The 18,671-nt window shown below is 38.6% G+C and carries 21 protein-coding genes and 13 tRNA genes; 2 read left to right on the top strand and 32 right to left on the bottom strand.

Features of this window, described 5'->3' with window-relative positions; translation table 11 throughout:
• Positions 1 to 383 precede the first annotated feature (383 nt).
• The 16 genes from JCM9140_RS18455 to JCM9140_RS18390 all read right to left on the bottom strand — a co-directional run bounded on the left by JCM9140_RS18455 (position 384) and on the right by JCM9140_RS18390 (position 13,168).
• A complete protein-coding gene (locus tag JCM9140_RS18455) occupies positions 384 to 734 on the bottom strand; it encodes a DUF2200 domain-containing protein (RefSeq protein WP_034749980.1) in 351 nt (116 codons plus the stop codon).
• A gap of 117 nt (positions 735 to 851) precedes the next feature.
• Positions 852 to 1,211, bottom strand: a complete 360-nt coding sequence (locus JCM9140_RS18450; RefSeq protein WP_201769725.1) for a hypothetical protein — start codon at positions 1,209 to 1,211, stop codon at positions 852 to 854.
• A gap of 48 nt (positions 1,212 to 1,259) precedes the next feature.
• A complete protein-coding gene (locus JCM9140_RS18445) occupies positions 1,260 to 1,730 on the bottom strand; it encodes an SRPBCC family protein (RefSeq protein WP_034749974.1) in 471 nt (156 codons plus the stop codon).
• Positions 1,731 to 2,025: 295 nt separating this feature from the next.
• Entirely contained in the window at positions 2,026 to 2,892 is an 867-nt protein-coding gene (locus JCM9140_RS18440) for a fumarylacetoacetate hydrolase family protein (RefSeq protein ID WP_034749971.1), read from the bottom strand.
• An 11-nt stretch (positions 2,893 to 2,903) separates the two neighbouring features.
• A complete protein-coding gene (locus JCM9140_RS18435; protein WP_034749967.1) occupies positions 2,904 to 4,103 on the bottom strand; it encodes an amidase in 1,200 nt (399 codons plus the stop codon).
• Between the two features lie 156 nt (positions 4,104 to 4,259).
• Entirely contained in the window at positions 4,260 to 4,760 is a 501-nt protein-coding gene (locus JCM9140_RS18430; protein WP_052002375.1) for a cysteine hydrolase family protein, read from the bottom strand.
• Positions 4,761 to 4,833: 73 nt separating this feature from the next.
• A complete protein-coding gene (locus JCM9140_RS18425) occupies positions 4,834 to 5,919 on the bottom strand; it encodes an ABC transporter substrate-binding protein (protein WP_034749964.1) in 1,086 nt (361 codons plus the stop codon).
• A gap of 32 nt (positions 5,920 to 5,951) precedes the next feature.
• The gene (locus JCM9140_RS18420; protein ID WP_034749961.1) at positions 5,952 to 6,746 is read right to left on the bottom strand and encodes an ABC transporter ATP-binding protein; all 795 of its coding nucleotides are present in this window, start codon (positions 6,744 to 6,746) and stop codon (positions 5,952 to 5,954) included.
• Complete coding sequence (locus tag JCM9140_RS18415) at positions 6,746 to 7,450, bottom strand: ABC transporter permease (RefSeq protein WP_235715402.1); 705 nt, start codon at positions 7,448 to 7,450, stop codon at positions 6,746 to 6,748. Before JCM9140_RS18415 ends, JCM9140_RS18420 begins: the two co-directional genes overlap by 1 nt.
• On the bottom strand, positions 7,422 to 7,574 hold the full coding sequence (locus JCM9140_RS24695) for a hypothetical protein (RefSeq protein WP_235715401.1): 153 nt from the start codon (positions 7,572 to 7,574) through the stop codon (positions 7,422 to 7,424). Before JCM9140_RS24695 ends, JCM9140_RS18415 begins: the two co-directional genes overlap by 29 nt.
• Positions 7,575 to 7,617: 43 nt before the next feature.
• Complete coding sequence (locus JCM9140_RS18410; protein ID WP_235715400.1) at positions 7,618 to 9,348, bottom strand: PucR family transcriptional regulator; 1,731 nt, start codon at positions 9,346 to 9,348, stop codon at positions 7,618 to 7,620.
• Positions 9,349 to 9,482: 134 nt separating this feature from the next.
• The gene (locus JCM9140_RS18405; protein ID WP_034749958.1) at positions 9,483 to 10,484 is read right to left on the bottom strand and encodes an amidohydrolase family protein; all 1,002 of its coding nucleotides are present in this window, start codon (positions 10,482 to 10,484) and stop codon (positions 9,483 to 9,485) included.
• Positions 10,481 to 11,029, bottom strand: a complete 549-nt coding sequence (locus JCM9140_RS24980; protein WP_268870585.1) for a ring-opening amidohydrolase — start codon at positions 11,027 to 11,029, stop codon at positions 10,481 to 10,483. The genes JCM9140_RS18405 and JCM9140_RS24980 overlap by 4 nt, the downstream gene beginning before the upstream one ends.
• Positions 10,999 to 11,523, bottom strand: a complete 525-nt coding sequence (locus JCM9140_RS24975; protein WP_268870584.1) for a ring-opening amidohydrolase — start codon at positions 11,521 to 11,523, stop codon at positions 10,999 to 11,001. Before JCM9140_RS24975 ends, JCM9140_RS24980 begins: the two co-directional genes overlap by 31 nt.
• A 389-nt stretch (positions 11,524 to 11,912) precedes the next feature.
• Positions 11,913 to 12,524 carry a YitT family protein gene (locus JCM9140_RS18395; protein ID WP_034749955.1) on the bottom strand — a complete coding sequence of 204 codons (612 nt, stop codon included), beginning with the start codon at positions 12,522 to 12,524 and terminating at the stop codon, positions 11,913 to 11,915.
• Between the two features lie 206 nt (positions 12,525 to 12,730).
• Positions 12,731 to 13,168, bottom strand: coding sequence for an Lrp/AsnC family transcriptional regulator (locus JCM9140_RS18390; RefSeq protein ID WP_034749952.1), 438 nt, complete (start codon positions 13,166 to 13,168; stop codon positions 12,731 to 12,733).
• A gap of 343 nt (positions 13,169 to 13,511) precedes the next feature.
• On the opposite strand from JCM9140_RS18390, the gene JCM9140_RS18385 reads away from it, so the two are divergent.
• Complete coding sequence (locus JCM9140_RS18385) at positions 13,512 to 13,733, top strand: hypothetical protein (protein WP_034749949.1); 222 nt, start codon at positions 13,512 to 13,514, stop codon at positions 13,731 to 13,733.
• 76 nt (positions 13,734 to 13,809) lie between these two features.
• Here JCM9140_RS18385 and JCM9140_RS22780 read toward each other — a convergent pair whose 3' ends face one another.
• Entirely contained in the window at positions 13,810 to 14,508 is a 699-nt protein-coding gene (locus JCM9140_RS22780; RefSeq protein ID WP_052002373.1) for a sporulation protein, read from the bottom strand.
• A gap of 343 nt (positions 14,509 to 14,851) precedes the next feature.
• Between JCM9140_RS22780 and JCM9140_RS18375 the strand changes: the two genes are divergently transcribed.
• A complete protein-coding gene (locus JCM9140_RS18375; protein ID WP_052002372.1) occupies positions 14,852 to 15,853 on the top strand; it encodes a DUF3231 family protein in 1,002 nt (333 codons plus the stop codon).
• A gap of 208 nt (positions 15,854 to 16,061) precedes the next feature.
• On the opposite strand, the gene JCM9140_RS18370 is transcribed toward JCM9140_RS18375, so the two are convergent.
• From JCM9140_RS18370 to JCM9140_RS18305, 15 genes are all read right to left on the bottom strand, one after another.
• A complete protein-coding gene (locus JCM9140_RS18370) occupies positions 16,062 to 16,673 on the bottom strand; it encodes a hypothetical protein (RefSeq protein ID WP_034749944.1) in 612 nt (203 codons plus the stop codon).
• Between the two features lie 112 nt (positions 16,674 to 16,785).
• A complete protein-coding gene (locus tag JCM9140_RS23325) occupies positions 16,786 to 16,953 on the bottom strand; it encodes a DUF3231 family protein (RefSeq protein ID WP_268870586.1) in 168 nt (55 codons plus the stop codon).
• 391 nt (positions 16,954 to 17,344) lie between these two features.
• A tRNA-Leu gene (locus tag JCM9140_RS18365) sits at positions 17,345 to 17,426 on the bottom strand.
• A 12-nt stretch (positions 17,427 to 17,438) separates the two neighbouring features.
• A tRNA-Arg gene (locus JCM9140_RS18360) sits at positions 17,439 to 17,515 on the bottom strand.
• Positions 17,516 to 17,543: 28 nt separating this feature from the next.
• Positions 17,544 to 17,629 (bottom strand) — tRNA-Leu (locus JCM9140_RS18355).
• A 13-nt stretch (positions 17,630 to 17,642) separates the two neighbouring features.
• Positions 17,643 to 17,717, bottom strand: a tRNA-Cys gene (locus tag JCM9140_RS18350).
• 11 nt (positions 17,718 to 17,728) lie between these two features.
• Positions 17,729 to 17,803, bottom strand: a tRNA-Gly gene (locus JCM9140_RS18345).
• A gap of 2 nt (positions 17,804 to 17,805) precedes the next feature.
• Positions 17,806 to 17,880: transfer RNA gene (locus JCM9140_RS18340), tRNA-Gln, on the bottom strand.
• A 23-nt stretch (positions 17,881 to 17,903) separates the two neighbouring features.
• Positions 17,904 to 17,979 (bottom strand) — tRNA-His (locus JCM9140_RS18335).
• A gap of 19 nt (positions 17,980 to 17,998) precedes the next feature.
• Positions 17,999 to 18,072, bottom strand: a tRNA-Trp gene (locus tag JCM9140_RS18330).
• Positions 18,073 to 18,080: 8 nt separating this feature from the next.
• Positions 18,081 to 18,165: transfer RNA gene (locus JCM9140_RS18325), tRNA-Tyr, on the bottom strand.
• A gap of 77 nt (positions 18,166 to 18,242) precedes the next feature.
• A tRNA-Thr gene (locus tag JCM9140_RS18320) sits at positions 18,243 to 18,315 on the bottom strand.
• 3 nt (positions 18,316 to 18,318) lie between these two features.
• Positions 18,319 to 18,394, bottom strand: a tRNA-Phe gene (locus JCM9140_RS18315).
• A 16-nt stretch (positions 18,395 to 18,410) separates the two neighbouring features.
• A tRNA-Asp gene (locus tag JCM9140_RS18310) sits at positions 18,411 to 18,487 on the bottom strand.
• Between the two features lie 10 nt (positions 18,488 to 18,497).
• A tRNA-Met gene (locus tag JCM9140_RS18305) sits at positions 18,498 to 18,571 on the bottom strand.
• Positions 18,572 to 18,671: the final 100 nt, after the last annotated feature.

Raw genomic sequence — 18,671 nt, 5'->3', positions numbered from 1 at the left:
GAACTACTTTGTCATCGTTTTTTCTTCAGCTACATTTATTATTATAACATAATGATTCATTCTGCGCAACAACTTTTTTTAAGAAGTTTTTCGCGTTCGCCACAAAACAATCGATCGTTCCTGGCGACAAGAAATAATATACCACGGATGAAAGTTCTGCGCAATAGTTAATTTGAGATTAATTTTTGCGACTAGATTTACTAATCTATCATAGCGTGACAAAAAACTCAACTAAAATTTCACTCAACCATTCTATACCCAACAAAGTACTCACTTAAACCAAAGCTACAACAAGCTCTGTTGAAAATAACCTGTTTAAGAACACCTTTCACTACCTTTATCGTTGTAAATATGGTTGAGTAATCACATAAGGGCCCAGGACATTATTTCCGTAATATCTTTTCCATTGTTTTTCCCCTTGCTAACTCATCTATCAGCTTATCCAAATAGCGAATTTCTTGCATAGTTGGTTCTTCAATGTCTTCCACACGTACGCCACAGACCACACCCTTGATCAAATTCCGTGATGGATTCAGTTCGGGAGCTTCCGCAAAGAAAGTTTCAAAGTCTGTCTTTTTCTCCAGTTGTTCTTCTAATTCATCCTGACTATACCCTGTCAACCAACGAATGATCTCATCTACTTCTCTTTTCTCACGTCCTTTTTTCTCCGCCTTCGTAACATAATGAGGATAGACACTTGCCACACTCATTGTATATATCTTGTGTTTGGCCATGATACATCCTTCCTTTCTGTATGTTTCGTTATAAAGTTACTTGAGATCTCCTGCCATGAATAAGGTAATTAAATACTATTAAACAATAGACCTATTTTAGTTCGTAAGCTAATCGCTCTATATAAGTTCTTTCTCTTCATATTGAACAAACCCTCTTTTGGTAAGTTGTTTTAATTCACCAAATAAGTCATTATCAACTTTTTTAAAATTAAAACAAGACTTTCCTTGCATCCGTTTTTTCAAACTATCCGAAATATCATTTAGTAGCTCAGGAAAAACATAGACGGGCATCAAATGAAAGCTCACATAATTTTTCTTAATTTGAACCGCTCCAAAGAAAATGGGCTTTTTGTTTCGGGGGTTCACTTTTATTGAATCTAAATAGTAATGATCTACTGTGTCGGATTTAACATCAAGGTACTCTTCATATTCTTTCAAGAGTTCTTTTAACTCATCAAATATTATTTGGAAATCCAACCTGAACATCCTCTCAAAATTAGGATATCATGCACCTTTCAGCTAACATTATCTAAAACTCTTTTGATAGTATTCGCGTAATTCAAGTGCATTATCTTCCCATTCTATTTTATCACCATGAATTAATTGACCAAGAACATCCAAGCATCTGTGCCATCCTGCAGCTATATACATTGCCATTGTTTGATCATCAAACGCATGGCTAAACGTTAGGATGCACCCTTGATCACCTTCCTTTATACGTATGTCTACCAAATCATCCACTTCCCGAAAACAAAAGGAGTGCGGAGGGTTTAATTCAGTAATAACCGCCTCATAGATGGACCCTTCACCATCATCGAATTTTATCTTTCCGCCAACATTTAAGTCCATCTCCCCAGTTGCAAATGGATACCACTGAGTGAAAAGATCCGCATCGGTTATTATGCGAAATACTTTTTCAGGACTAAATGGATATGTACGTTCAAAAACCAAAACGTGCCTGCCTTCTTTTTCATAGAGACTGCCGTATTTACTCATGAATGTTGCCACCTTTGTTTGAATGTCTAATATAGTCTTCTTCAGTTAAAAGGAAAAGCAATAAAAAAACAAGAGAACACCCCTCTTGTTTCTCTCGACTTTATAATAAGCGGACACTAGTTCCGTTAAATTCTCAAAAACTAGCATTTTGAAAGGCTTGGAGGACACAGAATCCGCTATTTGCAGAAAATCACCTTCTCGACTTGCTTCAATCGCCAAATAGCGGAACGTGTGTCCACTTGAATAGCTAAGGCGAGACGAAGGAAACTATCCCTCCATTTCACATCCTCTCCTCTTAACCATTACTCTTATGAACGGGATTCACTAAGGGTTCAAAATCGCTAATTCTACACTCGACTACGTCTCCATCTCGAAGAACGACCGGACCTGGTGTTCCAGTGATGAGAATATCACCAGGAAGGAGCGTCATCACTTTAGAATGAAAGGCAACGACAAACCATGGGTTATAACGCATATTTGAGATGAAATTCGTACATTTCACTTCATCGTTCAAGACAGTCGAAACTTGAAGATCAAATATATCAGAAATTTCATCCGTTGTGCGTAAATACGGACCAAAGCTAAAAAAGGTATTAAAGCTTTTAGCACGAGTCAAAAATCTTGGATTTTCACTATGAATATCAGCCTCTGTCATATCTAACGTCGTTGTGAAACCAGCTACATAGTCTTTTGCCTCTTCTTCACTAATGTTGTAGCATTTTTTGCCGATTACGATTCCTAATTCAGCTTCTGCTGTTGTGTTCGTTGAGCCAGCAGGGATTTGAATGAAATCCCCGGGACCAATAATGCTTGTGTCCGGTTTCATAAAGCTAACAGGGTCAGAGTAAGAAATGTCGCTAACTTCTGTCGATTCCTCCACATAGTTTATTCCAATTCCCCAAATTTTTTTAGGTTCACGGTACAACGGTCCAAATTTCACTTCACCCTTCGATACTTGCTCCATTTCTAGTAACTTATCTTTTCCGCCGTGATTATACCAGTCTGTTATTTCTTTCAATTGGCCACTATTTAAAATGTCTAGCAAGTTTGTCTTCCATTGTTTTTCTTGATTTTGATTCAATGTCTCGATCAGCACGTATCCTTTACTTAGTACAATAGCAGCCTGCTCAGTCCCAGCGTATTGTAACGTAGCGATTTTCATATCTTTCCCCCTTAAACTTTTGTGATCGTCTTTGTTTTTATAGCTTCACTTATTTCTTTTACCCATCTTAGCAATCGTCTGTCTTGATAAGGGCCAGCTATAATGGATAAACCTATTGGCAAGCCATCTATTTCAGACAAAGGAAGGGAAATTTGAGGAAAACCTGTTAATCCACTTATGGACGTCATCTGTAACGTCTTCATTCTTTGATCTTCTAGATCTTTACCACTTGTATTTAAACGCGGAGCCACTCCAGGTGCTGTCGGCATTAACAGGATCCCATCAGTTCCTAAGAGCTCTTTCATATATTCCGTTACTTCGGTTTGTTTTGACCTTGCTTTCTGCGCATCTTCTTTCCTTATCGTACTTGACCATTGAAAGCGATCTGCTATTCCTGGTCCAAAGTAAGGGGTAACGTCTGTAATCCACTTCCCGTGTGACTCCCATACTTCAAAGCCTTGAATGGTGCGAAATGCTTGAAACCACTTCGCTAAGCCTTCACTAGCGAGCATTGTTTTTTCCACTGTCGTCACCACATTACGAAATTGCTCGATATGTTTTGTGAAGATTTCTTTGTTTTCTTCATCTAATAGATTCATCACATCATCTGGAATCAATAATTTCGTAAATGCTAGCTCACTAGTTTCTTGATCTTTTAGAAGAGTTTCCCCTACAGCCTGTAAGATGCTCATTTCGTTTGCCATCCAACCAACTGTGTCAAAGCTTGGCGCTAAGGGAATGACTCCCTCGAGCGAAACCGCACCATGAGTTGGCCTAAAACCATACACACCGCAATAACTGGAAGGGATTCGAACAGATCCACCAGTATCCGTCCCTAATGCAAAATCCACAAGACCTGCTGCAACGGCAACGGCAGAACCACTGGAGGAACCACCCGGTATTCGTTCAGGTGCTCTTGGGTTAACAGGAGTCCCAAATTGAGCATTTTCCCCATTTAAACTGAACATCAATTCATCCGTATGAGTTGTTCCAACTAAGGCAGCACCTTCATTTAGCAGTAGATCAATCGCTTGAGCATGTGCAACAGCTGGGGTATGCGTTCTTTCCCAATCCTTATTTCCAGCTGTAGCGACAACTCCCTCTACATCAAACACATCTTTCACCCCAAACGTTAAATGAGATAACTCTCCTTCTTCAGATGTTTTCACATGAAAAGGGTCCCTATTAAATGCGTTCCATTGGTCTTTCATCTTACCCCTCCTAGTTTTCTATTTTCTCCGGCTTCTGTTTACTACAATAAAATGTCTTCCACTCATCACTAGAAATGACAGCACCGAAATGCCTTTCAATGTTTTTAAGTGAAGGTTCATAAGCATCTTTGTATGCACAGGTTGTTGCATCTTTTATTAATAGAACATGATAATCCTCATGTGAGCCTCTCTCATCGTTGATTCCACACATGTATTTGTATTAATCCCTGCAAAAATAAGCGTTTCAATCTTGTGACCTTGCAAGTACGTATCAAATTGCTCATTCACAAAAGCACTATAACGCCATTTGAAAAAGAAGGCATCGTCTTTATCGGGCTTTAAACGTCCGTATAAATGAGATCCCCATGTTTCTTCCCTACAACTATTTGGATGACCATTTTCGATTCTTCTTTGTTTCCAAGCACCATCACCATCGTTTTGTTCGTTGTGTGACATAGCTACAAAAATGATAGGGATATGATTTTGTCTTGCTGAGACAATCATTTCATAGATGATCGGTTCTAACTTTTGGTAAGGCTTCACATCAAATCCCGCTAAAGAAAACGCTCCTTTATCTGCAACAAAATCATTTTGCATATCCATCACAACGAGAGCTGACTTTGTTGATTGGCAAAGCTTTTTCGGATCATACGTCATATTCTCACCTCATCGACAAAGAGGCAGGGCTTTTATGGGCATATTCCCTGCCTCTTTGCTAGTTTTCTTTTTATTAATCAACTGGTAAAAACTCATTCGTGTAGTATCTATCTAGATCATAACGGTCACCGATTAAATCACTCACTTCTAAAATGTCTAGAGTACGGTTCATGTTATCCTCTGTCATATATCCAAAAGGGACTCCGTCAAAGAGAGCAATCTCTTCTAATAGTTCTAATTGTGCAGATGCTGTTTCAACATCAATTCCATCAGGGAATAAATCAGCCACTAATTGAGCTGCTTCCTCTTGATTTTCAAGTGTGTATTGGAAACCTTTATCGATCGCAGCTAAAAATCTTTTAACTGTATTCGGGTTTTCTTCTAGAAACTTCACATTTCCAATTAACGTTAATCCAGAAAGATCATAACCAAAATCAGATAAGTATAATGGTGTTAACTCTGTTCCTAATTCTTTTTCAAAAATAGGGAATTCATTCGTTGAGAAAATCGCTACAGCATCCACTTCTTTATTTAAGAACAATCCATTACGTGCTGATGATTCCACTTGTACCGACTCGACTAACGACTCATCTACATCATTCGTCTCAAGAAAATATGGGTAAATATTTGTAAACGTTGAAGCGATCGACATGGCAATGCTTTTTCCTTCTAAATCTTTCGGCGTTTCAACAGGTGTATCCGGGTGCGATGCAATCATAATTGGTGAACGGTTCATATAGGAAGCGACCATTTTAATTGGCATTCCTTCTACAATTCCTTGTGCCGGTTCTACGGTTGACGTTACACCAAAGTGATCTTGGCCACCAGCTACCGCTTGCATCGTGTTCGCTGATCCGTTTCCTTCAAGCACTTCTACATTTAAACCAAATTCTTCAAAGAAGCCTTTTTCTTGTGTCACAAAAAATGGAGCAAATTCCCCTTTAATTCTCCAGTTTAATCGTATGGTAAGATCCGTAACTTCAGGTTCACCGATAACGTCACCCTCCACTACTTCTTCTGCTGTATCAACTTGAGTTTCTTCTACTTGTACATCCTCATCAGATTGTTCTGGAGCCGCCGACTCTTCACTTCCACCACACGCTGCTAACCCTACTAAAATCAAGACACTTAGCACCAACAGTTTTACAAATTGCTTCATTTGAACCCCTCCACTTTTCTAATTGATTATCATTAAATTTCAGCAATAATTCCTTGTGTTTTAAAAATAGAACGAATATTCTGAACTTGTTTATTAAACTCCGGCTCTTCTCGAGTTGAACCATGTCTAGGTCTTTGCAATGCAATGGGGAGTTCTTTCAAAATTGTACCTGGACGTTCTGACATCACGACTACTTTATCTGATAAAAACACAGCTTCTTCAATGCTATGAGTGATAAATACGGTAGTGAATCCATACTTATCAGAAAGCTTCAACAAGTCATACATCATTTGTTCCCTCGTTAACGCATCTAGCGCTCCGAACGGTTCATCCATAAGAAGTAGCTTCGGATCTTGGATCAACGCTCTACAAATGGACACACGCTGCTTCATCCCGCCCGAAAGCTCATGTGGGTATTTATCTTCAAAGCCTTTCAAACCAACCGACTCGAGTAGTTCTAATGCCTTCGACCGATTCGTTTGTTTGTTTTTTCGATCCAACCAGGTAATTCCTTTGAGTTCAAGCGGGAATAGCACATTGTCTAAAACAGATCGCCACGCAAGAAGAACATCTTTTTGGAAGACAACAGCAGCTCCATCTGCAATTTTCTTAAGTGGTTTATCATTAATTTCTACTGTTCCATTTGTCGGTTTATCAAGGCCAGCAATAATTCTCATAATCGTGCTTTTTCCACAACCACTTGGACCGACTACGGCTAAAAACTCTCCTGGTTCAACAGATAGGAAGATATTACTTAATGCCTTCACATCACCGGTTTTTGTTTTAAACACTTTTTCAATATTCGTCAATTCTAATTTAGTTGACATTACCTATCCCCTCCTGCTTTATTCGCGTGATACCATGGCATAACGAGTCTTTCTAGCACATGAACAAGTAAGAATAAAATCATTCCTATGATCGCTAATGCAAACAAAGTGGCAAAAACGAGTACAGTATCTAGACGGGCATTGGCTGTTAACTGTAGATATCCTAATCCACGTTCTGAAGCAACAAATTCCCCAACAATAGCACCAACTACAGCAAGCGTAATGCCAACCTTAAATCCAGCGAAAAGATGTGGCAACGCATTAGGCAATCGTAAATAATAAAAGATCTTCCATTCCGAGATCCCAATCGACCGTCCTAAATCATGCATATCTTTATCGAGTGAACGAAATCCATTAACCGCATTAATGACAACTGGAAAGAATGAAATCAAACAAGCTAAAAGAACTTTTGTCGTTAACCCATATCCAAACCATATGACTAAAATTGGTGCAATGGATACCATTGGAATACATTGAATCCCGATTAAAACAGGGTAAAGGGAATTAGCCAAGTATTTCGAGTAAACGATTGAAATAGCTAGTGGGATCCCAATAAGTAAGCTTAATGAAAATCCTAAAGCTACTTCTGTTAATGTTGTCAGTGAATGACTTAGAAGCAACTGAGAATCTGTAGCCATCCGAGAAAGAATATCAACAGGGGAAGGCAATAAATATCTAGGAACTTCTAATACTACCGTTAACACCTGCCAGATAACCCCAAAACCAATAATCGTTAAAAGTGCCCAAACAAATTGTGGAATCTTGAATCTGTTTTCTTTCTGTTTTTTCTAATTTGTGTTTAGAAATTTTTATTTCATTTGTTTGCATAAGATTCCCTTCCTTCTTTGTACATCCATTTAGAATCTAGTAATCACCTAATCATTTTCCCTCTAAATTCGGACCCGATCTGCTCACTTAGTAACGAAGACGACTCTTGCCTCATTTTTCTTAGCTTCAGTGCAATTTGTAATTCTAAACATACCTCTGGATCATCTAAATCTACATCTAGCAAAGATGAAATTTTCTCCATCCGGTACACAACCGTATTGTAATGAGTGTACAGCTTCTCAGCCGTCGCACGAATATTTCGATTGGATTGAAAATACACTTCCAATGTTTCAATGTACGTTAATCCTTTATTCTCATAATCACTTAACTTCCCTAATATATCCGTTATATATTGGTTGACTTCGGAATTATTTGGGAGCAAATAAAGCAATCGATAAATATGCAAATCTTTGAAAGAGATAAGTCGGTCTTGATAATCGTATTGACTACAAATTTCTTTTACTTTTTGTGCACGTTTGTAGCTTAATGAAATGTCATTTAGCTGACTAACCGGAACACCTGCACATAAGAAATAAGTAGGCTGCATGTTTTTGTAATGGTAAAACCTCTCTAATTCTTGATTGATCACTTTAACGCTTTGCTTTAAGGCTAGTTCCGAATCCTCCATAACAAGAAACACATACTCACCTTGTAGTGTAGTAGCCAAAATTTTGCCTTTGATGGTATTCGTAAGGTTTTTAATCAAATACGTACATTCTTCTAGGTCACGGATCGCCTGTTCTGGCGAATGAAGGATCAAAACTTCAAACCATTTATCTTTTACATCTAACTCAAATGAACTTGTGCGTATTTCTACGTCATTTATAGATGTAAAATGACCTAATAAAATGTCCTGAATAAATTGATTTAAGTATTTCTTTTCAATGTTTTTACGAGCAATTCGGTTTGCAAGCTCCATGCTAAGCATGCTTCCAACTTTTTCAATCGTTAAACAATCTACCTCGGTTAATTCATAATTCGTTTCAATGCAAGCAATAAAAGGAATATGATCGAGTACTTGCTGCTGCTCTCCAACTAAAGGAATCGCATAGCACTGAAAATCTTCATCACGTATCTTAACCGCTCGAAGGCCACTACCAGCTATCGATTCAAGGTCCTTTGTTACTTTCATCATTTCAACTGAATCCAATACTTCATAAAAGAGAGGAGCCGTGATATTCCCTTCATGGTCATACATAATGACCGGATTCCCTACAAGCTTCTCTAGCTTGTAGATCACTTCTTCTAAATCTTTTCCTTGTGATAAATCAATGGTGAATTTTTGTATCCGGTCATACAAAGTAATCAAATGCTCTGATTCTTTATAAAACACTTCTTCCATCGCAACGCGAACGATATCTGAAAAAGCTGTAGTAGGTGGTATTTCAACAATTGGGAAATTGTATTCATTTGCCTTTTTTATTAAACTTTCAGGAATGATGGGGATAAATCTTTTTACCTTTATCCCCAGTCCTGCCACCTGCTTTTCTACTAATTGCGGAATCAGCTCAGCAAACTCATCAAGATTCTCACGAAAAGGATAGCCAGTCGTCATGATAAATTCTTTAGGCCTAACAAACTCGACAATTTCAGGACTACCTACAATGTTAATTCGATCAATGATGTTCTGCTTGCTACGATCCCCTGCTACAAGTTTAGAGTCTGCTAAAGGTTCTAATTGCAGCAACCCATCAATTGTTAGACCTCTTTTTTCGAACCTTTCTTCCAGACTGACCACCTCCTTCATATCGTGAAAGCTATCAATATCATTCATGTTAACACTGCGTTTATTTGAAGTAATTGTGATTGCTTCATAAGAGTCTTTCTTGCTTTTTATAAAGAATTACTAGATTAAGGGGGCTCTTGGTACATTAAGTACAGTTATTGTTACAAGATCTAACTTACTAGTTACTTTACCGGCTGAACAAAACGCGGGGCAGGCGCTTCGGCCAACAATTCCACATTTGTTTTGCCATCATATTGTAGATTTAAAGACAAGCCAGCTAACTGTTCTTGTACCCTTGGGTTATCTGGTGAATTTTGTATCCAGCTTATCAATTGATTGATTTCATCCGCTTCATAAAACCGTGATACATATCCTAGAAGTTGAGCATACTGCAACATATTGCCACTTCCTAATGGATTAAAGAAATCACGTAAATTATCAGAACCAAGTTGGATTGTTACCCCTGCTTTAGCGAACTCTTTCACTCTAGTAAGTGAACGAGTCGCAATCGCTGTAGGACAAGTTGTAACCGTCATGCCCGAATCTGCGACAGCTTCAATTGTTCTTTTAGCCGTATCATCGTCCACATTTGTTAATGAACAACAATGAATAGCTGTTACTTTCTCTTTTAATCCTCTATCCTTTGTAACTTGCGCTAAGTATGGCAGGTTAAAATCATCGACTCTTCCAGTCTCATCAGTATGAAATTCGATCCAATCGACGTTTGAGCTCTCAGCTAAATTCAAAACTGTATCAATATGTTCTTTTGCATCCTTATCCATACTTGTATGGCCGCCAATCCCGTCTACTCCCAGTTGCAATGCTTCTTTAAGCATATATTCTGTCTCAGGGAATCGGTCGAACCCCTCTTGGTTGAATGCCACAATATCAAGGACTAAACGATCCTTCCACTCTTCTTTCAACTCAATAAGAGCCTCCACTGCTCTCAATTCAAACAATGGATCAACATCGACATGCGTGCGTACATAAGTAGTGCCATATTGATACATCTTCTCTAACGCATTCGTTGCTGATTCTTTTATTTCAAAGATGGTCATTTGCTTTTTAGCTTCCCTAGTCCAAGCGGCTCTCTCAGGAGCTGGGGCATCAATATATTTTCTTGGAGGAACAAGAAATCCCTTATCAATATGAGCATGATAATTCATCCATCCTGAATAACTCATTGAACCCCTCCTAGACGAACGACTGGCGCCACTAAGTTACACCCTTGCGGCCCTTGATGCTCCGAACCAGCTGAACATAAAATCCTGGTTTCTCCTACATAACTACCAACCACTGCATTCGCTACTGCTTTTGCTAGAATTCCTGCGTGCATTGCAAGCGCATCCGTATGCATCGTATGTCGTCGTCCTCTCACGTCACCAATTGCATCCGCACCTGCATTGACAAACACATTGACAATTTGCTCTTGCTGCGATTCCGTTAAGAATGCCTCCCCTTCCATCCCTGCATCAACAAACGCATTACGTAACCCTTGGAGATCAAGTGCATCCTCCATAACTCCAGCTCCGATATATAGATCACTAGAAGATTCTTCTGTATTCCCCATGACGATGACTCTAGCAGCTACCTGTTCTTGACCAGCCGAGACAGAAGCTTTTGTTGAATAGAGTGAATGGTCCTTATTAATGCTATCTTCGGTGAGGTCTTCTCGGTCTACTTCTTTAAGTGCCACAGCTACGCCGAGAGCTGATGAAGCTTTCGCCATTGCTCCACCAATCCCCCATGGCACTTGACTTCAACGCATTTCACGTCATCTAATGATGCAATCCCAGCATCAGCCATTGCTGTAGCAACGGCATCTGCCACTAGATCAACTTGAGCAAGTGTACCAATTTGGTCTTTCTCCAAAACGGGCGTTGAAGCTACTCCAAAAGCAAACCGTTTTCCCTTTTTATCTTGTTCCTTACCTGCTTCTTCCTTTATAAATAACGTATAGTGTGGTGTCATCAAGCCGCCAACTTTCCCAATCATCATCATCGGAATCGTATCAAATACTTCTTCATGACTGATGCCAAGATACTCAGATAAAAGCACTTGAAAAGCTAACGTAGAGTACCCTCTTGCATATCCATCTCCTTCTGTTTGAGCAATAATCGCTTTAATGGACTCTGGTCTCACTTCTTCTTTTTCGATTAGTGTTTTTAATGCCGAAACATCGCCTGGATTCTCCATGTCGCAGCGAATTAGTTGATAGTTCATATCTACACCTCTTGTTTTCGTTTTCGTAATGCTTTTCTTTAGCATGATTTAATGGTAGCACTAACGAAAATAAGAGTAATTGTGGTTTTTTCATAATAATTAGAATTTTTTTTTGGTTAATAATGCTAATATTATTACTCTTTGTTACATTTCAACAACAAATCGGTCAGGTTTTCTTCCGGAGATTGTTCTTGAGGACACTCTCTCAATTCTGTTCCGATGATCCTTTCTCTTCGGACTCGAATCCACTCACGATCTCCATTTCTGTCCGAACTTCACCTCTCTTCGGACAAAAGCACACTCACGATCTTCAAACACATGCCGTGTTGTCTATCCAACCAAAGCAAAAAAAGAAGCAGGATTCTCCTGCTTCTTTCTTCGTTTCCATCTTAACTCGTTTTTAAAACAAGTTGTTTCTTCTCTTCTTTATATTGATTTCGTTCCTTGATCTGAGTTTTAAAGTAGCTAATGATAACCGAATAAACGGCTATGCTCATAATGGAATACAATCCGTTCATAAAACCTATAAAATAGAAACCAGATAAGACAACGACAAAATCAAAAACAAAATTCACTTTCCCTGAGTCCCAATTGAACTTTCTCTGCAAATACAAGGCGAGAATATTCGCTCCACCTAACGAAGAACCATTGATAAACAACGTCGATAACCCAAAGCCAATAAACACACTCCCAATTACTCCTCCAAATACAGGTGTAAGGGACAACTCAGGCAGGACATAACTAAAATACGTCATGGTCGAGAGCATTGATATAGAAAGAACGGTTGAAAGGGTGAATTTCCACCCCATTCTTAACACAGAAAAAACGTAAAACGGGATATTTATAACAAAGAATAGTAAATAAAATGGCAAATTAAAAATATACGAGGTGCTCAAAGCTAAACCGGCCGTCCCACCTGTGACAATTTGCGATTGACCTAAAATCGTGACACCGATTGCTGTTAATAAGCAGCCGAAAAGTAAATATAGAAAATGCTTCATATCTTCCTCCTTCTAACCATACATCTGCTTACTAACAGTGTAAAAAAAATCCATTTCTTTTTACATAACGAAGCGCATTAATTCGATCATTCCCTTTTACACTTTTAATGAATTTTTTCTTATTTGCCTCCATATTGCAAAAAGCAAAAAGAGCTAGCTAAGTGGATTTCCAACTCACTCAACTAGCTCTTTTTGCTATTTCATTTTCACAAAATAGGTTGAATAATCTTGTCTTTAATCGGCGACCGAATTACAACCGATGAATTGATGATGCCATAATCGGTAAATTCCTCAATTAAACGGCTTAAATGAGCCATATCACTTACAGCAGCTTTTACTAAATAGTTTACTTGCCCTGTTAAACAATAACACTCGATAATATCAGGGTGTTCGACGACTAGTTTCTCGAATTTTTCAAAGGATAAATTCATTTCGCTTACTTGAATGAACAATACCACATCTCGGCCAATCGCAGACAGGTTTACCTTCGCACTAATTTTATCGATAATTCCTCGTTCCATCAATCGATTGTAACGTTCTGTCACACTTGGACGACTAAGGGACAGCTCTTTTGACAAGTCACTAAAGCTTTTTCTCCCGTCTCTTTGTAAAATAGTAAGTAGCTGAATATCCGTATGATCCATTTATCCACCTGCTTTTCCACGTATTCTTTACAGCCTTGGGCATTCTTGAATCCAAAAAATCTTCTATCTATTAATATCGTAATTTCATTATACGTTATTTAAATTCTTTAGCAAAAATGACTTTATCCTCTCAGCAATTATTTCTTCACTCATTTTTACGCACACAGTTTCACATACTATCCACTTGGCATATATTTGCAGTCTAAAAAAACACCGTCACCAACAAATCGTTTTTGTAACCCTCATAACATCAACCCTATTGGTAAATACTATAAGATGGTTTATTTCGGTTATCGTGCCCCTCATTATTAACGAAAACTGCAACGGTTGAAAGGAGCGAATGATGAGAGACATTACGAACAATATCCAAATAGGTGAATTAATAGCTATCTCTAATGTATTCAAATTGAACACTTACCGAATACTAACCTTACTAGAAAAAGGAGCGATGGAAATGTTCGAAAATAAGGAAGCTTTTCATGAAAAATATGGCGTGAAAGATACTTATCCCGAATTAGAATGGTGTGAGTTGAATAACGGAAAAATTTTCACGAAATTCAAATAGATAGCGAGGCTTTCGAGATCAATTGGACAATAAAAAACCACAGAATCAATTCCTGTGATTTAGAAATGGTGAAGACTCACGCTTTATTTTTAATCATATTAGGGAGTTTTTGCAATTGCTTCGTAAGGTCTTCATCTCTTTGGATTGACAAATGCGAGATATGATCATTATCACTCACATAAATGTCAATTTGGCTATCGTTGCCAACAAAATAAATCTTTCCACCTTGATTATTGATTAAATGAAAGGCCTGCATGCAGTGAGTTGGATTCGTATCTGTTGGGAACTTATGTCTACAAAGTCCACTTTTGTTCGTATGGGTAAACCCATGTTTATTAAAAAAAGCGAATAGTTCTTCAAGGATTGGATCTTTCACAATAAAGTAGTGATCTTCAACAGGATGAGTAAAGAAATTAATATCTAGCTCCGTTTGAATGTGGATTCTTTGTTCATTAAACGTAATCGGTGCATAATAAGGCAATACAAACGAAAAAGGAATGACTCTCTCTTCATTCGGTTGAATTACGATAGGGTCTGTAATTTTAATTTCTAAAATCGGTTCAGTAATATGACGGAATTCTGTCATATCCATATCATCTTTATTGAACTCTGTATCAATATGGATATAAATTTCCGAAATCGTCTGTTCCGCTTTTCCGCCGTAAATGTGAACCTCGCCTTTTACTTCCTTCCCCCGCTCAACTATATTGTCAAATAGTATCGTATTTACTTTCGAGGATCCAATTCCAATTGATGAAAATAGTTTTTCAAACATAACCTTATCTCCCTTTTTTAGCTGTCCGCTTTCTTTCAAATCTATATTATAGAATCTATTATATTTGAAGCACGAGATATGGACTATATATTTTTTGTTGAAAGCAGATACAAGATTTTATGCTTTCCTCCACATAAGCGTTGAATCATTAGTCGATCCTTGTTCTATAACATAATATGGACATCTCCTTGTAAGTGTTCCGGTCACTATTCCTTTTTTGTTAGCTTCCCATGTAAGGACAAGTATGTTGCAACCCCGACTTTTTCAGCAATATCCTATAAATGTTTTCTGATCTATTGGATAGACTACTAAGACTAACACGCATAAAAGAGAGCTGATCAAAATGAATAACCCCAATCTCACAGCGTCAGAAATAGGGATGCTGTGGACACAGTACATTCAAAATAGCATGTCACTACAAATGATGAACTACTTTTATAAAACCGTTGAAGACACCGATATTCGTGATGTTGTGAAAAAGGCACGTGATTTAACAAATAACGGAAAAGAACAGATTGCACATCTTTTTCATCAGGAAATGATTCCAGTCCCTGATGGTTTTTCTGATTCAGATGTAGACCTTACTGCTCCTAGGTTGTTTACAGACCCTTTTATGCTTTTCTTTCTCGAAACAATGGGCAAAGCTGGGACATTAGCTTATAGTGTTTCACAAGCTGCATCTAGTCGAAAAGATGTTCGTGAACTGTTTACCAATTATCTTCATAACATGTCAGGCCTATATAATCTAGTTGTTGATACGGCTTTAGAAAAAGGACTATATGTAAGGCCACCTATGATCACAAAACCGAGTGAAGTTGAGTACATCGAAGGGAAAACGTATTTAAGCAATGGCTTAAATCCTTTCAATAAACGGACGTTGAATAGCATTGAAATTTCCCATCTATTCGAAAATACAAAAACAAATTATATCGGAAGCTCTCTCTGTACAGGGTTTGCTCAAACAACGGATTCAAAAGAAATATCGGACTATATGAAGCGAGGCAAAGCCATCTCAGACAAACACATAAATCTATTTACAAAAACTCTTTCTGACTCAGATTTAGATGTGCCTTCCACTTGGGATATCGGTGTGACTGATTCCACGACGCGTGTTTTTTCTGATAAATTAATGATGTTTCTCTTTAGTGTATTAAGTGCAACTGGTCAAGGAAACTATGCAACGGCCTCGACAGCTAGCATGAGATACGATCTCGTTGCTGACTATCAACGTATTTCAATCGAAATTGCGCTTTTTGCGAAGGCTGGTGTAAACATTATGCTAAAGCACGGTTGGTTAGAAGAGCCACCTCAAGCCCCTAATCGGAAAGAATTGATGAAAAAGTAATACAGAAGGTAGTGAACATCCCCTAGTTTCTTTTACGATTCACTCTAAAAAAAGCGCTGTTCATGAGGCAGCGCTTTTTTTCCTTATTTTTTTGTTAAAGCTTATTTATCTATTGAATGTGGTGGCTCTTCCATCCAACCGTGTTTTATCGGTAACTGCGCTCTATCTGCAAATAGTCTGATTTCACCTAATGAGCGCGTATCATGAGTTAGGAAGCCATCCTATTAAAAAACCTTCCTTCCAATACAATCTTAATTCTTTCTAGAAATGAGGGTTTTGTTTTTATAAAAAAGAAAAAAGGGCCCTTCAATAATCTGCGTGTTAATGGGAGCTTAAACCTTTTTATATAAAACAAAATCGAGAAGAGAGACAAAATCCATGTAAGAGTAGGTCTTTTTAATAACAAATAACTAAACACAAACATTTGAAAATAAATGATTCCAGACCAAAGCACGTTCCAACCGTTTTTATAAAAAATCATTCTTCGCTTTGCTATTAAGTGTTCAGCAAGTGTTGAGAGCAGAACGTATTTCATCGTATAAACGATTCGCTTGCCATTAGTAGCAGGAAATCCAGAAAAAAATAAAAGAACCAATAAAGGTGATAGGAATATCATATGCGTTGCCCTCACAAACCTCCAGTTGCTTTCACCAGGGTTAAATTCCCATAAAAGATGTCGCTTAAATAAATAATAATACATCGCATTAATAAAGCTAACATAAGCTAAACTCTTATGATACTTCGGAACAAGTAGCCAATTCTTTTTATAAACATTAATCAAGATCATACCTAATAATAAGACCATTTGGTTCCATTTCAAATCATCCCTCTCCCTTCATAGGTAAGAACTTGTTGCAAGCAGCTTCCTATTATTCTTTTGCTAAAAGATATTTTTTATAAAAACAATAAATCCTATTCATTAATCTGCTCTCTTATTTAACTAACTCGTTTCGGTTAGCGGCTATCGGTGGCAACTCAAGCCAACCATGATCAATCATCAACTCTGCCCCATCCTCTGCATAAAGTCCGACATTAATCATCTGCTTTGAATATTTAGCCGCAATATCTCTGCGGAAGCTAAGTGTAATGGAACCATCTATATTGGCTAATGAGATAGGTGATAATGCAATGGTTTAAAACAGCATAAGCGAAATACAGGGACCGAAATAGCTGAAACCTCCTATATGTAGATATCAATATCTTCCCTTATTGACTTACATTTTATGTAATATTTATTTAGAGGCTCTAACATACAAATTCTCAAAAAAAAAATGACTTTCATCAAATGTGAAAGTCACCAGAAAATGCTGTTATATCATTAAATAAAGAAACTAGCTAAGCGCTACTAAACGTTATACAAAAAAGGTAGGTCCTCAGTTTTTCCTCTATTAATACCTTTTTAGATTCATAACTAATTGAAAGCTTTTATAGATACATAAACAAAAAAAACCGCTCTAATAGCGATTTCCGTTTCCCTGATGGGCTTTAAAGTACCGGTGGTCGGGGTCGAACCGACACTCCAGAAGGAACACGATTTTGAGTCGTGCGCGTCTGCCAATTCCGCCACACCGGCATATCATATAAATGGCGCGCCCTGAGAGATTCGAACTCCCGACCTTTTGATTCGTAGTCAAACACTCTATCCAGCTGAGCTAAGGGCGCAAACAATAACTTGTCTAAAAAATAAAAGTGCCGAGGGCCGGACTTGAACCGGCACGGTAGTCACCTACCGCAGGATTTTAAGTCCTGTGTGTCTGCCAATTCCACCACCCCGGCACGGCAGAAAATATGGAGGCGGCAACCGGATTTGAACCGGTGAATAAAGGTTTTGCAGACCTTGGCCTTACCACTTGGCTATGCCGCCAGACAAAAAAATGGAGCGGAAGACGAGATTCGAACTCGCGACCCCCACCTTGGCAAGGTGGTGTTCTACCACTGAACTACTTCCGCGTTGGCTGGGCTAGCAGGATTCGAACCTACGCATGACGGAATCAAAATCCGTTGCCTTACCGCTTGGCGATAGCCCAACACTTATCATTTAAAACAAAAATGGGGCGGCTGATGGGAATTGAACCCACGAATGCCGGAATCACAATCCGGTGCGTTAACCACTTCGCCACAACCGCCATAATCTATTAAATTAGTTGGCAGGGGTAGTAGGAATTGAACCCACACCGAAGGTTTTGGAGACCTTTGTTCTACCTTTAAACTATACCCCTAAATAAAATGGTGGAGGGGGACGGATTCGAACCGCCGAACCCGGAGGGAGCGGATTTACAGTCCGCCGCGTTTAGCCACTTCGCTACCCCTCCACGAAAACACATTACCTATAATACAATATATGATCATAAAAGTCAATATATGAACAATATTTAAAGGTAAAATAGAGTGCCGGCCAGAGGACTTGAACCCCCAACCTACTGATTACAAGTCAGTTGCTCTACCAATTGAGCTAGGCCGGCAAATGGTGGCTCAGGACGGAATCGAACCGCCGACACATGGATTTTCAGTCCATTGCTCTACCGACTGAGCTACTGAGCCACAATGAAATTTTAAATGGCGGTCCGGACGGGACTCGAACCCGCGACCTCCTGCGTGACAGGCAGGCATTCTAACCAACTGAACTACCGGACCATTTTGGTAATTGCGGGGGACGGATTTGAACCGCCGACCTTCGGGTTATGAGCCCGACGAGCTACCAGGCTGCTCCACCCCGCGTCGTTAAAGAGTATTCGGATGATGTTTTTTTCAATGAAGAAGACATCTTCCTCTTCTAGTATTTCATAGAAGCTTATGCGTCGATGTTACTCGTAGCAAA

Origin of the sequence: Halalkalibacter wakoensis JCM 9140, from assembly GCF_000513095.1 — a bacterium.
Lineage (GTDB): Bacteria > Bacillota > Bacilli > Bacillales > Bacillaceae_D > Halalkalibacter > Halalkalibacter wakoensis.
This window is presented reverse-complemented; position numbering and strand designations above follow the sequence as displayed.

Excerpts from the sequence above, each read along its gene's own strand:
- JCM9140_RS18455 (WP_034749980.1), bottom strand. The coding sequence starts at position 734 with ATGGCCAAACACAAGATATATACAATGAGTGTGGCAAGTGTCTATCCT.
- JCM9140_RS18445 (WP_034749974.1), bottom strand. The coding sequence starts at position 1,730 with ATGAGTAAATACGGCAGTCTCTATGAAAAAGAAGGCAGGCACGTTTTG.
- JCM9140_RS18440 (WP_034749971.1), bottom strand. The coding sequence starts at position 2,892 with ATGAAAATCGCTACGTTACAATACGCTGGGACTGAGCAGGCTGCTATT.
- JCM9140_RS18435 (WP_034749967.1), bottom strand. The coding sequence starts at position 4,103 with ATGAAAGACCAATGGAACGCATTTAATAGGGACCCTTTTCATGTGAAA.
- JCM9140_RS18430 (WP_052002375.1), bottom strand. The coding sequence starts at position 4,760 with ATGACGTATGATCCGAAAAAGCTTTGCCAATCAACAAAGTCAGCTCTC.
- JCM9140_RS18425 (WP_034749964.1), bottom strand. The coding sequence starts at position 5,919 with ATGAAGCAATTTGTAAAACTGTTGGTGCTAAGTGTCTTGATTTTAGTA.
- JCM9140_RS18420 (WP_034749961.1), bottom strand. The coding sequence starts at position 6,746 with ATGTCAACTAAATTAGAATTGACGAATATTGAAAAAGTGTTTAAAACA.
- JCM9140_RS24695 (WP_235715401.1), bottom strand. The coding sequence starts at position 7,574 with ATGCAAACAAATGAAATAAAAATTTCTAAACACAAATTAGAAAAAACA.
- JCM9140_RS18410 (WP_235715400.1), bottom strand. The coding sequence starts at position 9,348 with ATGAATGATATTGATAGCTTTCACGATATGAAGGAGGTGGTCAGTCTG.
- JCM9140_RS18405 (WP_034749958.1), bottom strand. The coding sequence starts at position 10,484 with ATGAGTTATTCAGGATGGATGAATTATCATGCTCATATTGATAAGGGA.
- JCM9140_RS24980 (WP_268870585.1), bottom strand. The coding sequence starts at position 11,029 with ATGGCGAAAGCTTCATCAGCTCTCGGCGTAGCTGTGGCACTTAAAGAA.
- JCM9140_RS24975 (WP_268870584.1), bottom strand. The coding sequence starts at position 11,523 with ATGAACTATCAACTAATTCGCTGCGACATGGAGAATCCAGGCGATGTT.
- JCM9140_RS18395 (WP_034749955.1), bottom strand. The coding sequence starts at position 12,524 with ATGAAGCATTTTCTATATTTACTTTTCGGCTGCTTATTAACAGCAATC.
- JCM9140_RS18390 (WP_034749952.1), bottom strand. The coding sequence starts at position 13,168 with ATGGATCATACGGATATTCAGCTACTTACTATTTTACAAAGAGACGGG.
- JCM9140_RS18385 (WP_034749949.1), top strand. The coding sequence starts at position 13,512 with ATGAGAGACATTACGAACAATATCCAAATAGGTGAATTAATAGCTATC.
- JCM9140_RS22780 (WP_052002373.1), bottom strand. The coding sequence starts at position 14,508 with ATGTTTGAAAAACTATTTTCATCAATTGGAATTGGATCCTCGAAAGTA.
- JCM9140_RS18375 (WP_052002372.1), top strand. The coding sequence starts at position 14,852 with ATGAATAACCCCAATCTCACAGCGTCAGAAATAGGGATGCTGTGGACA.